Consider the following 13,830-nt stretch of genomic DNA (forward strand, 5'->3'; position numbering starts at 1 on the left):
GGCGCTGATCCGCAGCCTGATGACAGAGATCATCAACGGGCAGCCGGACATGACCGTCGTCGCCACCGCGCCCGATCCGCTCGTGGCGCGCGAGCTCATCAAGCAGCACAACCCCGACGTGCTCACGCTCGACGTCGAAATGCCGCGCATGGACGGTCTCGACTTTCTCGAGAAGCTCATGCGCCTGCGGCCGATGCCGGTCGTGATGGTCTCCTCGCTCACCGAGCGCGGCAACGAGATCACGCTGCGCGCGCTGGAACTGGGCGCGGTCGACTTCGTGACGAAGCCGAAGGTGGGCATTCGCGACGGCATGCTCGAATACGCCGAAAAGCTCGCCGACAAGGTGCGCGCCGCCGCGCGCGCGCGCGTGCGCCCGGCTGCGCGCGCGCATGCGCCGGTTGCTGCCGCGGGCGCGGCAGTCGGTGCGGCCGCTCATGCGGGGCCTTCCGCCGGCGCGCACGGCGCGCCAGGCGCCCATGTGCACGCGCCGGTTCACGCCGCGCCGATGCTCAACAATCCACTCGTCTCGACCGAGAAGCTCGTGATCGTCGGGGCGTCGACGGGCGGCACCGAGGCGATCCGCGAAGTGCTGCAGCCGCTGCCGCCCGACGCGCCCGCGGTGCTGATCGCGCAGCACATGCCGCCCGGCTTCACGAAGTCGTTCGCGCAGCGCCTGAACGGCCTGTGCCGCATCACCGTGAAGGAAGCCGAGCACGGCGAGCGCGTGCTGCCAGGACACGCCTATATCGCGCCGGGCCACGCGCATTTGCTGCTCGCGAGAAGCGGCGCGAACTACATCGCCCATTTGTCCGACGAGCCGCCCGTGAACCGGCACCGGCCGTCGGTGGACGTGCTGTTCCGCTCGGCGGCGCTGCACGCGGGCAAGAACGCGATCGGCGTGATCCTGACGGGCATGGGGCGCGACGGCGCGGCGGGCCTGCTGGAGATGCGCCAGGCTGGCGCCTTCACACTCGCGCAGGACGAGGCGAGCTGCATCGTGTTCGGCATGCCGCGCGAGGCGATCGCGATGGGCGCCGCCGACGAAGTCGCGCCGCTCGCCGACATGAGCCGCCGCGTGATGACGCGTCTGGCCAGCATGGGCGAGCGGGTACAGCGCGTGTAGTGCGCGTAGTACGTGTAGCGAGCGTGTAGCGAATCTGACGATCGCGCGGCCGTGCAAGGCACGCGCGATCGATGACGATGAATCGACCCGGACGGGCGTTGGGCCTGTCTGGATCACTGCCCGGGTTTTGGCCTGGAGGAATGGAACCAAGATGGATAAGGGAATGAAGATTCTGGTAGTGGACGACTTTCCGACGATGCGACGGATCGTCCGCAACCTGCTCAAGGAACTGGGCTACGCGAACGTCGACGAAGCCGAAGACGGCGCCGCGGGCCTCGCGCGCCTGCGCGGCGGCAGCTACGACTTCGTGATTTCCGACTGGAACATGCCGAACCTCGACGGCCTCGCGATGCTCAAGGCCATCCGCGCCGATGCGACGCTTGCGCACCTGCCGGTGCTGATGGTGACGGCGGAGTCGAAGAAGGAAAACATCATTGCCGCGGCGCAGGCGGGCGCGAGCGGCTACGTCGTGAAGCCGTTCACGGCGGCGACGCTCGACGAGAAGCTCAACAAGATTCTCGAAAAGATGGCGAAGGCCGGGAGCTGACGTGAACGAGTCCACCGACGTGCAGCCGGCCGCAACCGGCTCCGATGGCTGGTCCGACGCCTGGTCTGAAGCCGCCGCGGCGGCTGACGCGGCGCTGCCCGAGGCGCATCCGGCCGATGTCGCCGCCGAGGGGTTCGACGGCGCCGAAGCCGGCGAGCATGCCTCGGACCGCATCCTCGCGCGCATCGGCCAGCTCACGCGCACGCTGCGCGACTCCATGCGCGAGCTCGGCCTCGACAAGCACGTGGAGCGCGCAGCCGAAGCGGTGCCCGACGCGCGCGACCGGCTGCGCTATGTCGCGAGCATGACCGAACAGGCGGCCGAGCGCGTGCTCTCCGCGATCGAGGTGGCCAAGCCGATGCAGGTCCAGCTCGAAAGCGACGCGAAGGAGCTTTCGGCGCGCTGGGCCACGTGGTATGGCGCGCCCATCGGCCGCGAGGAAGTGCGCTCGCTGATGGACGACACGCGCCAGTTCCTCGAGGGCGTGCCGCAGTCCACGGCGGCGACCAATCAGCAATTGCTCGAAATCATGCTCGCGCAGGATTTCCAGGATCTGACCGGTCAGGTGATCAAGAAGATCATGGACGTGGTCTACGTGATCGAGCAGCAATTGCTGACGGTGCTGGTCGAGAACATCGCACCGGAGCGGCGCGAACAGTTCGCGGCGACGGCCGCGCTGCTCGCGGAAGCGACCGGTGGCACGGGGAGCCCCGAAGCGCTGCTGAACGGCCCGCAGATCAACCCCGAAGGCAAGGCCGATGTGATGCAGGACCAGGCGCAAGTGGACGATCTGCTCGCGAGCCTCGGGTTTTAGCGTGGTGGTTGCCGGGCTGGCGTCGGCGGGCTCCGGCGGCCGTCGTCCGGCAACCGCTTCTGGTCTGCCTTCCGGCAACCCCTTCCGGCCGTGTTCTCACGATGCGGCCGCCTTACGCGCAGCTCCCCATTTCATGGCCTTGCGGCGCGCTTGATGGTCGGCAGACCTGGCCGTCCGGCTAGCTGCCGAATGTCATCCTGCGCAGGCATACTAGAGGCCGTTCGCTCACTGCCATCGCGCGGCGCACCGCGGTGTTGCATTGCAGCGCTGCCAGCCGTTCCCCGTCGACGCCACCCGTAGCCGCCAGTCGCATGGCGCGGGCGCCGCGCGGAGGAACGCGCGACCGAGTGAGGGGGAGGGCTATCTTGTATCCGCACACATCGACCGTTGCGTCTGTCGCGTCCGGCACGCCGGGCGCGCGCAGTACGTCTTCTGCTTCTTCAGCTTCGCTTTCAACGCGGTTTTCAACGCCATCGCGGGTATTGCGTAGCGCGATATGGCGTCTTGCCGCCACGCTCGTATGCGCAATAGGTACGTGGGGAATCGCGCAGCCGGCCAGCGCCGCGCTGGGCGGTGCGCCGATGGCCACGCCACCGGGCGCGAGCCTCACCGTGCCGAATACCGCCAGTACCGCGATAGGCCCGGCGGGCCAGGGCGCCGCCTCCACGGTCATGCGCCAGGCGGCCCAGGCCAGCGCGGCCTCCAGTGCGTCCGCCTCGGGCAGCGCGGCTGCCTATACGGTCCGTCAGACCACGCTCGCGAACGGCACCGTCGTGCGCGAGTACCTCTCGCAAGCGGGCACCGTGTTCGGCGTAGCCTGGAACGGGCCGCAGCCACCCGATCTTGCCGCGCTGCTCGGCAGCTATTTCCCGCAGTACGTCGCCGGCGTGGAGGCCAATCGCGCCAAGGGCGTGCGCGGGTCCGGCGCGGTCGACAACAGCGGCCTCGTCGTGCATTCGGGCGGCCACATGGGCGCCTTCTCGGGCCAGGCATGGCTGCCGCAGGCGCTGCCGGCCGGCGTCGGCGCGTCCGACATCCAATAACGAACGGGAGGCGACGCGTGTCCATCTACGGAATCCCCAACGCCTTCGTTCGCGCCCTGCGCGAGCCGCGTTCCTTCCTGCTTGCCGTGCTGCTCGCGCTCACGGCGGGCCTTGCCGCCTGCGGCGGCGGCGGTGGCAATAGCGACAACAGCTCCGGCGGAAGCTCGAACAGCGGCAGCAGCGGCGACACTTCCTCGCTGCCCGCGGGGCCCCAGCAGCAGCCCGTCGCCGCCACGGCCGCGAACACCGTGGCCGTGACCGTGAACCGCGGCCTCACCGGCAACATGCCCAACATCCCCACGGTGAGCGTGACGATCTGCGTGGCCGGCACCGGCAATTGCCAGACCGTCAACAACATCCAGGTGGACACGGCTTCGTTTGGGCTGCGCGTGCTCGCCTCGGCGCTCGGCAACTTCAGTGGCACGCTGCCCACGACCACGAGCAACGGCGCCACGCTCGCCGAATGCACGGCGTTCGCCGACGGCTACACCTGGGGCACCGTGCGCAGCGCCGACGTGAAAGTCGGCGGTGAGACGGCCAGCAATATTCCGATCCAGGTGATCGGCGACCTCGCGACTTCCACGGTGCCAACGGCCTGCTCGAATATCGGTCCGGCGCAGAACTCGTCGCAGGCGCTGGGCGCGAACGGCATTCTCGGCATCGGCGTTGCGCCGTGGGATTGCGGCGCGGCCTGCACGACCAGCGCCCTCGCGAGCAACTATTACGCATGCCCGAACGGCACCAACTGCAGCAACACGACCGTGGCGCTAGCTAGCCAGGTGGCCAATCCCGTCGCGCATTTCCCCGTCGACAATAACGGCGTGATCCTGCAGATGCCGCCCATCTCGAACAACGGGCAGTCCTCCGCCACGGGCACGCTGGTGTTCGGCATCGGCACGCAGTCGAACAACGCGATGAATGCGTCGCAGCGCTTCGCGACCAACCAGTGGGGCAACCTGTCCGGCTCGTATAACGGGCGCTCGCTGGATGCGTTCCTCGACTCGGGCTCGAACGGCATTTTCTTCGACGACAGCAGCATCGCGCAGTGCGGCGGCAATCTCGGCACGTTCTATTGCCCGGCCAAGCCGCTCGCGCTCGGCGCGACGCTCACCGACGTGAACGGCAACTCGGGCAACGTGAGCTTCAACGTGGTGAGCGCTTCCGCGCTGCTCAACGGCGGCAGCAACTTCGCGTTGAACGACCTCGCGGGGCAGTTCGGGTCTAGCTCGAGCCTCGACCTGGGCCTGCCGTTCTTCTACGGGCGCTACGTGTATTACGGGCAGGATCAGGCGATCAACGGCGGCACGCAGACGCCTTACGTTGCTTTCTGAGGCGCCGGGCCGGCGCGCGTCCGCCGCAGTTGCGGCGGACGCCGCCCACGCCACGGCCCGCCGCGACCGCATGCCTCGCATTCCCCATCCCGCGAACTACCCCCGTTTCCCCGTCTTGATCCGCCAATCGCCGCTTGCGCCGCGCGGCAATAATCGCTCTCACTGAAAAAGGGTGTGCGCCGTCACCGCAGGGGTGGCGGGTGCGCGCGCGCCGCCGACCGGAGCATCCGTGGCAGAGGACAGCGACCTCGAAAAAACCGAATCAGCCACTCCCAAGCGCCTCGAAAAGGCGCGTGAGGAGGGGCAGGTTGCGCGTTCGCGGGAGCTTTCCACGTTCGCGCTGCTTTCGGCGGGGTGCTTTGGCGCGTGGCTGCTCTCGGGCACCATCGGCGAGCATTTGCAGACGATGCTGCGCGGCGCGCTCACGTTCAATCACGCGGGCGCGTTCGAGACGAAGCGCATGCTCACGGGCGCTGGCGTGGCCGCGCGCGAGGGCCTCTTCGCGCTCATGCCCGTGCTCCTGCTGACCGGCGCCGCCGCGCTGCTTGCACCAATGGCGCTGGGCGGCTGGCTCTTCTCGACCCAGGCGCTCGAAGTGAAGTTCAGCCGCCTCAATCCGATGTCGGGGCTCGGGCGCATTTTTTCCGTGAACGGGCCGATCCAGCTCGGCATGTCGCTCGCGAAGACGCTCGTGGTGGGCGTGATCGGCGGCTCGGCGCTGTGGATGCGGCGCGACGAGATCCTCGGCCTCGCGATGCAGCCGCCGCCGCGCGCGTTCGCCGACGCCTTCCATCTGATCGCCGTGTGCTGCGGCACGACCGTCGCGGGCATGTTCGTGGTGGCCGCCATCGACGTGCCGTACCAGCTCTGGTCGTATCACCGCAAGCTGCGCATGACCAAGGAAGAAGTGAAGCGCGAGCACCGCGAGAACGAAGGCGATCCGCACGTGAAGGGTCGCATTCGCCAGCAGCAGCGCGCGATGGCGCGCCGCCGCATGATGACGCAGGTGCCCAAGGCCGATGTCGTGGTGACCAATCCGACGCACTTCGCCGTCGCGCTCCAGTACACCGACGGCGAGATGCGCGCGCCCAAGGTGGTCGCCAAGGGCGTGAACCTCGTGGCGGCGCGCATCCGCGAACTGGCCGCTGAGCACAACGTGCCGCTGCTCGAAGCGCCGCCGCTCGCGCGCGCGCTCTATTACAACGTCGACATCAACCGCGAGATTCCGGGCCCGCTCTACGGCGCGGTCGCGCAGGTGCTCGCGTGGGTCTATCAGCTCAAGCGTTTTCGCGAGCTCGGCGGCGACGTGCCGATGGCGCCCACCGACCTCGACGTGCCGCCCGAGCTCGACAAGGGCGCGGTCAGCGACGAAGACGCCGCCGAGGAAGCCGACGAGGCGCTCTCGCCCGAGGCGGGCGCGGCTGGCGGCAACGCACGGGACACCGCATCGAATAACGCATCAAGCACAGCATCGAACCCCGCCCGCGACGCGAATTCCAGCGCGAATCGTAGTGGAACGCGCAACGAATCACGCAACGAAGCGCGCGGCGGCAATGAAGGAGCCACAGAATGAACGCCCGCACCGGTTTCCTCGCGCGGCGCCCGGACGTGCTGCAAGGCACGAATCTGCGCGCGCTCGCCGGACCGATCCTGATCTGCATGATCCTCGGCATGATGATCCTGCCGTTGCCGCCGTTCCTGCTCGATCTGCTGTTCACGTTCAACATCGCGCTTTCGGTGATGGTGCTGCTCGTCAGCATGTACACCATGAAGCCGCTCGACTTCGCGGCGTTCCCGAGCGTGCTGCTGTTCTCCACGCTCTTGCGCCTCTCGCTGAACGTGGCGTCCACGCGCGTCGTGCTGCTCGAAGGCCACACCGGCCCCGACGCGGCCGGCAAGGTGATCGAGTCGTTCGGCCATTTCCTCGTGGGCGGCAATTTCGCCGTGGGTATCGTCGTGTTCGTGATCCTCATGGTGATCAACTTCATGGTGATCACGAAGGGCGCGGGGCGGATCGCGGAAGTGTCGGCGCGCTTCACGCTCGACGCGATGCCCGGCAAGCAGATGGCGATCGACGCCGACTTGAACGCGGGCCTCATCAACGAGGAAGCCGCGCGCAAGCGCCGCACCGAGATCGCCCAGGAAGCCGAGTTTTACGGCTCCATGGACGGCGCGAGCAAGTTCGTGCGCGGCGACGCGATCGCGGGCCTGCTCATCATGGCGATCAACATCATCGGCGGGCTGATCGTGGGCGTCGTGCAGCACGGCATGCCGTTCGCGGCAGCGGGCGAGACCTACACGCTGCTGACGATCGGCGATGGTCTCGTCGCGCAGATTCCGTCGCTCGTGATTTCGACGGCCGCGGGCGTGATCGTCTCGCGCGTGGCGACCAACGAGGACATCGGCACCCAGCTCACGGGGCAGCTCTTCACGAACCCGCGCGTGATGATGATCACGGGCACCATCATCCTCATGATGGGCCTGATTCCGGGCATGCCGCACTTCGCGTTCTTGCTGCTGGGCGGCGGCGCGATCCAGCTCGGCCGCGTGCTCAAGAAGAACGCCGAGGCCAGGAAGGCGAGCGCCGTGCTCGCCGATGTCCTGCCGGCGGCCGCCGCGCCGGTCGAGAACGCCGAGGCGAGCTGGGACGACGTCGCGCTCATCGACACGCTCGGGCTCGAAGTGGGCTACCGCATCATTCCGCTCGTCGACAAGAACACCGACGGCGAACTGCTCAAGCGCATCAAGAGCATCCGCAAGAAGTTCGCGCAGGAAATCGGCTTCTTGCCGCCCGTCATCCACATTCGCGACAACCTGGAACTGCGCCCGAACGCGTACCGCATCGCGCTCAAAGGCGTGGAAGTGGGCGCGGGCGAGGCGTTCCCGGGCCAGTGGCTCGCGATCAATCCGGGGCAGGTGAGCGCGGTCGTGCCCGGCACGCCGACCACCGATCCCGCGTTCGGGCTGCCCGCGATCTGGATCGATTCGAACATGCGCGAGCAGGCCCAGGTGTTCGGCTACACCGTGGTCGATTCGAGCACCGTGGTGGCGACGCACCTCAATCACCTCGTGGTGATGCACGCGGCCGAGCTGCTGGGCCGGCGCGAAGTGCAGGCGCTCATCGAGCGCGTGCAGAAGGACACGCCCTCGCTCGTGGACGATCTCGTGCCGAAGGTGCTGGCGGTCACGACGCTGCAGAAAGTGCTGCAGAACCTGCTGGAAGAAGGCGTGCCGATCCGCGACATGCGCACGATCATGGAATCGCTCGCGGAGCACGCGCCGCGCATGCCCGACGCGCACGATCTCACGGCGGCGGTGCGCATCTCGCTGGGCCGCGCGATCACGCAGCAGTGGTTCCCCGGCAACGGCGACATGCAGGTGATGGGGCTCGACGCCAATCTCGAACGCGTGCTTTCGCAGACGCTGACCTCGGGGCCGAACCCGGGCCTGGAGCCGGGCCTCGCGCACACGCTGCTCACGCAGACCGAACTGGCGATGGGGCGTCAGCAGGCGCTCGGACTTGCGCCCGTGCTGCTCGTGCAGCATGCGCTGCGGCCGATGCTCTCGCGCTTCCTGCGCCGCAGCTTGCCGCAGTTGAAGGTGCTCTCGTATGCCGAGGTGCCGGATACGCGCAATGTGAAGGTGGTGAATGTGGTGGGGGCGGGGTGAGGGTGTGAGCTGGCTTGCTGAACGGCACGCCCCCGGTTTTATGCGTTCACGCCCGACCAGGATCGAAACGACTGCTGGGGATTTTTTCCTTAATCGGCATCGGGCGCGTAACCCAACTCTCGCTGGTGGCGAACCGAGAGCATCAGCACGCGCGAATCCGACTGCGCGTAAAGCACCAGGTGGGAAGGCAGGACATATTCCCGAAGTTCTGGCAGCCCGGCATCGACGGCCAGCCGCAAGACCTTTTCCAGCCGTATTTGGCCTTCAATCGAACTGGCGGCAAGCATACTTGCAGGGCGCCCAATCTTCGGGTGCAGCTTTACGAGCTCGACGAACCGCAGAATCGTTTCGTGCAGATCCTCGATTCTGGCAAGCGCGGACTCCGGGTCCTGAGCCAGCATGAACGCTTCAAGAATGCGAAGCCGTTCCTGGAAGCTTTCCGCAAAGTCGACCTGCATCACTTCCGACCGCCACGACGTCGCAGCGATTTGCGAAATTCTTCTTCAGATAGCACCTTGCCTGCAAGCGCATCCTTGAGCCCTTTCTCGGCATCATCCAGCATGACCATTCGGCCATGCTCCGCTTCGAGCGCGTGGTAGTAGTCGAGCTTCCTGGCGTCAACCAGTGCAACGAACGCCGAGCCGTTTTTCGTCAGCACTTTTTCGGCGCCTGCCACTACGTCCTCAGCCAGCTCCGTGAGTCGTGAGCGGGCTTCGCTAATCGGTACTACGTCTTGGGCACGGATCGGCATTTATGTATCCTGGAAGGAATTCATTAACAAAAACATATAAATATACGTGAATATAGTCAAGAGGCGGTCTCGCGCCATTTCGCCGCGCGCCAGCACGCCGCCTCTCCCCCATCCCCCGAATTACCCAGATTTCCCCGCCCTGATCCACCGATCGTCGAAGGCTCAGCTTCGAAATAATTCCAATATCGGAGAAGGGCCCGCGCGAGAACGCCAGGCTCGCAGCAATCCAGACGCCAATCCGCAGGAAACGACCGGCGGCGCATGCCGTCCACCTCAATCAGGGGCATAGCTTGAACATTCGCAAATTCATCGGTGGCACCAGCCGCGACGCCTTGCGCCTCGTGCGCGAAGCGCTGGGTGCCGATGCCGTCGTGCTGTCGAGCCGCACGCTCGACGACGGCAGTGTCGAAATCGTTGCGCTCGCGGACAGCGACCTCGCGGCGATCACGCCGGCGGATGGCGATGCGCCCTTTGGCGGTGCGCCCTCTGGCGGAGCGCCCTTTGGCGGAGCGCCCTCTGGCGGTGGGTCGTTCGGCAACGCCCAGGCACAAGGTGGCGCGGGCGTCGCGGCCAGGTCGCCGCGTGCGGCCTTCGGCGCACAGCCTTCCGCGAGCGTAGCGACGGCTGGCGTAGCAACCCCCGTGGGTAACCCCTACGCAAGCGGCGGGATGCCCGATGTGTTTTCGTCGGTGTTCGGCGCGAGCCCCGAAGTGGGCGCGGAGCACGTCGCCGGGATGAGCGCCGATACCCACGACGCCGCCGACGGCAGCGACGACGCCACCGTCTCGCTCGCGCAAGCCACGCAGGCGAAGCTCTCCGCCGAAATCCCCGAAGCCGTGGCTTCGCGTGCCGCCGTTGGCCCGACCGCACAGCCGTCGACGATGCAGTCCGCCCAGCCATTCAGCACCATGCGGAGCGCCACCGCAGGCCGCGATGCCGCCGCCCGCCTCGAACACGCCGCCATGCTGCCGGTCGCAGAACAATCTGCCGCACCTCGCACGATGGCCGAAACGAACCCCTGGCTGATTGACCACGCGCGCCGCATCGCTAGCCAGCAGGCCAACCAGCAAGCGGGCCAGCAGGACCCCACCGGCATCACGCCGGCGGCCGCCATGGCCAAGGGCCTCGGCGTGGCTGCCGATGTCGATGCGAGCACGCCCGAATGGGCGCGCCAGGCCGCGCACGTCGCGGCGCGCCGCGCCGCCCGCAGCATCGGCCAGAGCCCGGACGCGGCCGGCCCGGCGCCGGTCGCACCCCGCGCCGCGCCAGGCGCCGCCGCCCATGGCGCACAGCCCGCACCAAACTCGCCGCAAGCCGGCGCGCCCAGCACCGCGCAAACGGTGAGCGAAGCGATCCGCGCGCGCATCGAGCAGGTCGTCAACGAAACCGTGATGCACGAGCTCGCCTCCATGCGCGGCATGATGGAAGAGCAGTTCGCGGGTCTCCTCTGGGGCGAGCGCCAGCGCCGCAATCCGGTGCAGGGCACGCTCACGAAGCAGCTCTTCGCGGCCGGTTTCTCGGCGCAGCTCGTGAAGATGGTGATCGACCGCCTGCCCGACGTGGAAACCGAAGAGGCCGGCATGGAATGGGTCCAGTCGGTGCTCGAATCGAATCTGCCCGTGCTCGAGGACGAAGAAACCCTCATGGAGCACGGCGGCGTTTTCGCGCTGATGGGCCCGACCGGCGTGGGCAAGACCACGACCACGGCGAAGCTCGCCGCGCGCTGCGTGATGCGCTTCGGCGCGAGCAAGGTCGCGCTGCTCACCACCGACAGCTACCGGATCGGCGGCCACGAGCAACTGCGCATCTTCGGCAAGATCCTCGGCGTCTCGGTGCACGCGGTGCGCGACGGCGCGGATCTGCAGCTCGCGCTCACCGAGCTCAAGAACAAGCACGTCGTGCTGATCGACACGATCGGCATGAGCCAGCGCGACCGCGCCGTGGCCGACCAGATCGCCATGCTGTGCAGCGCGGGCCGTCCGGTGCAGCGCCTGCTGCTGCTTTCGGCGACGAGCCACGGCGACACCCTCAACGAGGTCGTGCAGGCCTACCAGAGCGGCCCCGACGAGTCGCCGCTCACGGGCTGCATTCTCACCAAACTCGACGAGGCGACCAACCTCGGCAGCACGCTCGACACGGTCCTGCGCTACAAGCTGCCGGTGCACTACGTCTCGACGGGCCAGAAGGTGCCCGAGAACCTCTACGTGGCCACGCGCCGCTTCCTCGTTCGCAGCGCGTTCTGCGTGCCGCGCGACCGCTCGCCGTTCGTGCCGCACGAGGACGACATTCCCGCGCTGCTCTCGGCGCTCTCGACGCGTTCGAACACGCAAGCTCACGAGGTCCGGTTTGGATAAGTTCGTGATCGATCAGGCAGAAGGCCTGCGGCGGCTGCTCGCGCGCGAAGGCTCGCGCGTGATCGCGGTGACGGGCGGTCCTGGTTCCCCGGGGCGCACGACTGTTGCGATCAACCTCGCGGCCGCGCTGACCGCCCAGGGCAAGGACGTGCTCGTCATCGACGAATGCCTGGGCCCGCGCTCGGTGAGCGCGCTGCTCGGCGGCGTGCGCGGTGCGAGCGATGTGTTGGGTCTCTCGTCGGGCAACCGCGCGGGCAACCTCGCGGGTAACTTCGCGGCGTTGATGCGCGGCGAGATGACGCTCGACGCGGCGGTGGGCCGGCATGCGCTCGGCTTCGGCGTGCTGGCCGCGCCGGGCGAGCACCGCGCGCAGTACACGGGCGCGCAGCTCGATACGCAGTTGAGCAAGCTGCTCGCCGGTCCCGCCGATTTCGTGCTGATCGACGCGCAGCTCGACGCCGATGGCGCGCTCTCGCCGCTCGCGATGCATGCGCACGACGTGCTGATCGTGATGCGCGTGACCGCACAGGCGATCACCGATGCCTATGCGTGCATGAAGCGGCTGCATTTCGCGCACGCGATCGGCCAGTTCCGCGTGCTCGCGAACCACGTGGAGAGCATCCCCGAAGCGCAGGCCGTGTTCGAGAACCTCGCGGGCGTGGCGAGCCGCTATCTCACGGTGTCGCTCGAAAGCGCGGGCAGCGTGGCCGCCGACCCGTATATGCCGCGCGCGCTGCAGCTTTCGCGCTGCATCGTCGATGCATTCCCGTCGACGGCCGCCGCACGCGACTTTCGTCGCGTGGCGGCCGAGTTGCCGCACTGGCCGATGCGCCCCGCGCTGTCGGCCTCGGGCGGCGCGCGCGTGGCCCCGGCGGAGCCAGCCAGTTCGGCCAACTCGGCTGGTTTAGCAGATTCAGCAGATTCATTCGTTTCCACCGTCACTGGCGTTCCATCCGCGCCTGCGCCGGCTCATGCGGGATGGCGGGCGGAACCGCCCGTGCAGCGCACGGCGCACCAGCACGCGTGACGGACATAGGAGAGCCAGATGTATAACGCTCAAGGAAAAATTTCGCAGGCTGAAGTCCTCGCGAAATACGCGCCGCTCGTGCGGCGCCTGGGACTGCAGCTCGTCGCGAAGATGCCCGCGAGCGTGGACCTCGACGACTTGATCCAGGCCGGCATGATCGGCCTGCTCGATGCGGCGAACCGCTACAAGGAAGATCAGGGCGCGCAGTTCGAGACCTACGCGAGCCAGCGCATTCGCGGCGCGATGCTCGACGAGCTGCGCAGCAACGACTGGCTGCCGCGCAGCCTGCGGCGCACGTCGCGCGAAGTGGAGAGCGCCGTGCATCAGGTCGAGCAGCGGCTTGGCCGCTCGGCGAGCGAAACCGAGGTCGCCGAGCATCTGCAACTGCCGCTCGACGAGTACCAGAGCATGCTGCAGGACCTGCACGGCAGCCAGCTCATCTATTACGAGGACTTCGACCGCGCCGCCGACGACGAGCCGTTCCTCGACCGCTATTGCGTCGATCACTCGGACCCGCTCTCGGCGCTGCTCGACGACAGCCTGCGCGGCGCGCTCGTCGAGGCGATCGAGCGGCTGCCCGAGCGCGAGAAGCTGCTCATGTCGCTCTATTACGAGCGCGGCATGAACCTGCGCGAGATCGGCGCGGTGATGGAGGTGAGCGAGTCGCGCGTGTGCCAGTTGCACAGCCAGGCCGTCGCGCGTTTGCGCGCGCGGCTGCGCGAGATGTCCTGGGCGGGCACGGAGAATTAATCAGGCGCGGCGCCGCGGTAGGGGTGCCGACAGGGAGGGGGAAGCCGGGGTGCGGGAGTGCTCCGGCTTTTTTTTTTGTTGGTGCGAGAGCGGTTGGAAGAGAGCTGGGTAGCCGACATGGAAACCTACATGAAGGTCTACGAAAAATGAAATAAGTCGCAATAATTCAACGAGTTATTTGAAGAAAGTGGCGACTTTAAACTCTACATGGGTGTGAACGCCACGCCGTGACGACAACGGCTTTTCTCTCCCCCAGGCTTTGGCCCGAAGTCGATCAGGATTGAATGGAATGCAGAGCAACTGACTGCCGGTGCATCGGGCGCTTCTGGTGCCTGCATAGCGTCAACCTGCTTCAGGACCTGACACATCAGAAATCTCGAGGCCCCGACATATGCAAGCTGCCGGAAAGCCGCGTCGGAGG

At 67.4% G+C, this 13,830-nt stretch carries 12 protein-coding genes and 1 pseudogene; 10 read left to right on the forward strand and 3 right to left on the reverse strand.

Annotation, left to right across the window (positions count from 1 at the left end):
- Positions 1 to 19 precede the first annotated feature (19 nt).
- The 3 genes from U5775_RS14820 to cheZ all read left to right on the forward strand — a co-directional run bounded on the left by U5775_RS14820 (position 20) and on the right by cheZ (position 2,484).
- Complete coding sequence (locus tag U5775_RS14820; protein ID WP_415913579.1) at positions 20 to 1,123, forward strand: protein-glutamate methylesterase/protein-glutamine glutaminase; 1,104 nt, start codon at positions 20 to 22, stop codon at positions 1,121 to 1,123.
- A gap of 151 nt (positions 1,124 to 1,274) precedes the next feature.
- A complete protein-coding gene (gene cheY / locus U5775_RS14825; RefSeq protein ID WP_322058870.1) occupies positions 1,275 to 1,670 on the forward strand; it encodes a chemotaxis response regulator CheY in 396 nt (131 codons plus the stop codon).
- A gap of 94 nt (positions 1,671 to 1,764) precedes the next feature.
- The gene (gene cheZ / locus U5775_RS14830) at positions 1,765 to 2,484 is read left to right on the forward strand and encodes a protein phosphatase CheZ (RefSeq protein ID WP_322058902.1); all 720 of its coding nucleotides are present in this window, start codon (positions 1,765 to 1,767) and stop codon (positions 2,482 to 2,484) included.
- 178 nt (positions 2,485 to 2,662) lie between these two features.
- Here cheZ and U5775_RS14835 read toward each other — a convergent pair whose 3' ends face one another.
- Positions 2,663 to 3,073 carry a hypothetical protein gene (locus tag U5775_RS14835; protein ID WP_322058906.1) on the reverse strand — a complete coding sequence of 137 codons (411 nt, stop codon included), beginning with the start codon at positions 3,071 to 3,073 and terminating at the stop codon, positions 2,663 to 2,665.
- Here U5775_RS14835 and U5775_RS14840 point away from each other — a divergent pair.
- The 4 genes and pseudogenes from U5775_RS14840 (at position 2,967) to flhA (ending at position 8,527) form a co-directional block, all read left to right on the forward strand.
- The gene (locus tag U5775_RS14840) at positions 2,967 to 3,527 is read left to right on the forward strand and encodes a DUF2844 domain-containing protein (RefSeq protein ID WP_415913575.1); all 561 of its coding nucleotides are present in this window, start codon (positions 2,967 to 2,969) and stop codon (positions 3,525 to 3,527) included. The genes U5775_RS14835 and U5775_RS14840 overlap by 107 nt on opposite strands.
- Positions 3,528 to 3,550: 23 nt before the next feature.
- Positions 3,551 to 4,858 (forward strand): DUF3443 domain-containing protein, encoded by a 1,308-nt coding sequence (locus U5775_RS14845; protein WP_322058904.1) that lies wholly within the window; start codon positions 3,551 to 3,553, stop codon positions 4,856 to 4,858.
- A 229-nt stretch (positions 4,859 to 5,087) separates the two neighbouring features.
- Positions 5,088 to 6,281: pseudogene (gene flhB, locus U5775_RS14850) on the forward strand (flagellar biosynthesis protein FlhB); the annotation flags it as partial.
- A 146-nt stretch (positions 6,282 to 6,427) separates the two neighbouring features.
- Positions 6,428 to 8,527 (forward strand): flagellar biosynthesis protein FlhA, encoded by a 2,100-nt coding sequence (gene flhA / locus U5775_RS14855; protein ID WP_322058871.1) that lies wholly within the window; start codon positions 6,428 to 6,430, stop codon positions 8,525 to 8,527.
- Positions 8,528 to 8,616: 89 nt separating this feature from the next.
- Here the strand turns inward: flhA and U5775_RS14860 are convergent, their stop codons facing one another.
- Positions 8,617 to 8,985, reverse strand: coding sequence for a type II toxin-antitoxin system RelE/ParE family toxin (locus U5775_RS14860; RefSeq protein WP_415913580.1), 369 nt, complete (start codon positions 8,983 to 8,985; stop codon positions 8,617 to 8,619).
- Positions 8,985 to 9,278 carry a type II toxin-antitoxin system Phd/YefM family antitoxin gene (locus U5775_RS14865; protein ID WP_322058873.1) on the reverse strand — a complete coding sequence of 98 codons (294 nt, stop codon included), beginning with the start codon at positions 9,276 to 9,278 and terminating at the stop codon, positions 8,985 to 8,987. The genes U5775_RS14860 and U5775_RS14865 overlap by 1 nt, the downstream gene beginning before the upstream one ends.
- 290 nt (positions 9,279 to 9,568) lie before the next feature.
- Between U5775_RS14865 and flhF the strand changes: the two genes are divergently transcribed.
- From flhF to U5775_RS14880, 3 genes are read left to right on the forward strand one after another with little or no spacing between them, the layout of a single operon-like run.
- The gene (gene flhF / locus U5775_RS14870) at positions 9,569 to 11,632 is read left to right on the forward strand and encodes a flagellar biosynthesis protein FlhF (RefSeq protein ID WP_322058874.1); all 2,064 of its coding nucleotides are present in this window, start codon (positions 9,569 to 9,571) and stop codon (positions 11,630 to 11,632) included.
- The gene (locus U5775_RS14875) at positions 11,625 to 12,659 is read left to right on the forward strand and encodes a MinD/ParA family protein (RefSeq protein ID WP_322058875.1); all 1,035 of its coding nucleotides are present in this window, start codon (positions 11,625 to 11,627) and stop codon (positions 12,657 to 12,659) included. Before flhF ends, U5775_RS14875 begins: the two co-directional genes overlap by 8 nt.
- Before the next feature lie 18 nt (positions 12,660 to 12,677).
- Positions 12,678 to 13,409, forward strand: a complete 732-nt coding sequence (locus U5775_RS14880) for an RNA polymerase sigma factor FliA (protein ID WP_322058876.1) — start codon at positions 12,678 to 12,680, stop codon at positions 13,407 to 13,409.
- Positions 13,410 to 13,830: the final 421 nt, after the last annotated feature.

This window comes from Paraburkholderia sp. J63 (assembly GCF_905220245.1).
Classification (GTDB): Bacteria; Pseudomonadota; Gammaproteobacteria; order Burkholderiales; family Burkholderiaceae; genus Paraburkholderia.

Bases quoted from the DNA above. Each gene is read 5' to 3' on its own strand.
- U5775_RS14880 (WP_322058876.1), top strand. From the start codon at position 12,678: ATGTATAACGCTCAAGGAAAAATTTCGCAGGCTGAAGTCCTCGCGAAA.
- U5775_RS14820 (WP_415913579.1), top strand. From the start codon at position 20: ATGACAGAGATCATCAACGGGCAGCCGGACATGACCGTCGTCGCCACC.
- flhA (WP_322058871.1), top strand. From the start codon at position 6,428: ATGAACGCCCGCACCGGTTTCCTCGCGCGGCGCCCGGACGTGCTGCAA.
- U5775_RS14860 (WP_415913580.1), bottom strand. From the start codon at position 8,985: ATGCAGGTCGACTTTGCGGAAAGCTTCCAGGAACGGCTTCGCATTCTT.
- cheY (WP_322058870.1), top strand. From the start codon at position 1,275: ATGGATAAGGGAATGAAGATTCTGGTAGTGGACGACTTTCCGACGATG.
- U5775_RS14865 (WP_322058873.1), bottom strand. From the start codon at position 9,278: ATGCCGATCCGTGCCCAAGACGTAGTACCGATTAGCGAAGCCCGCTCA.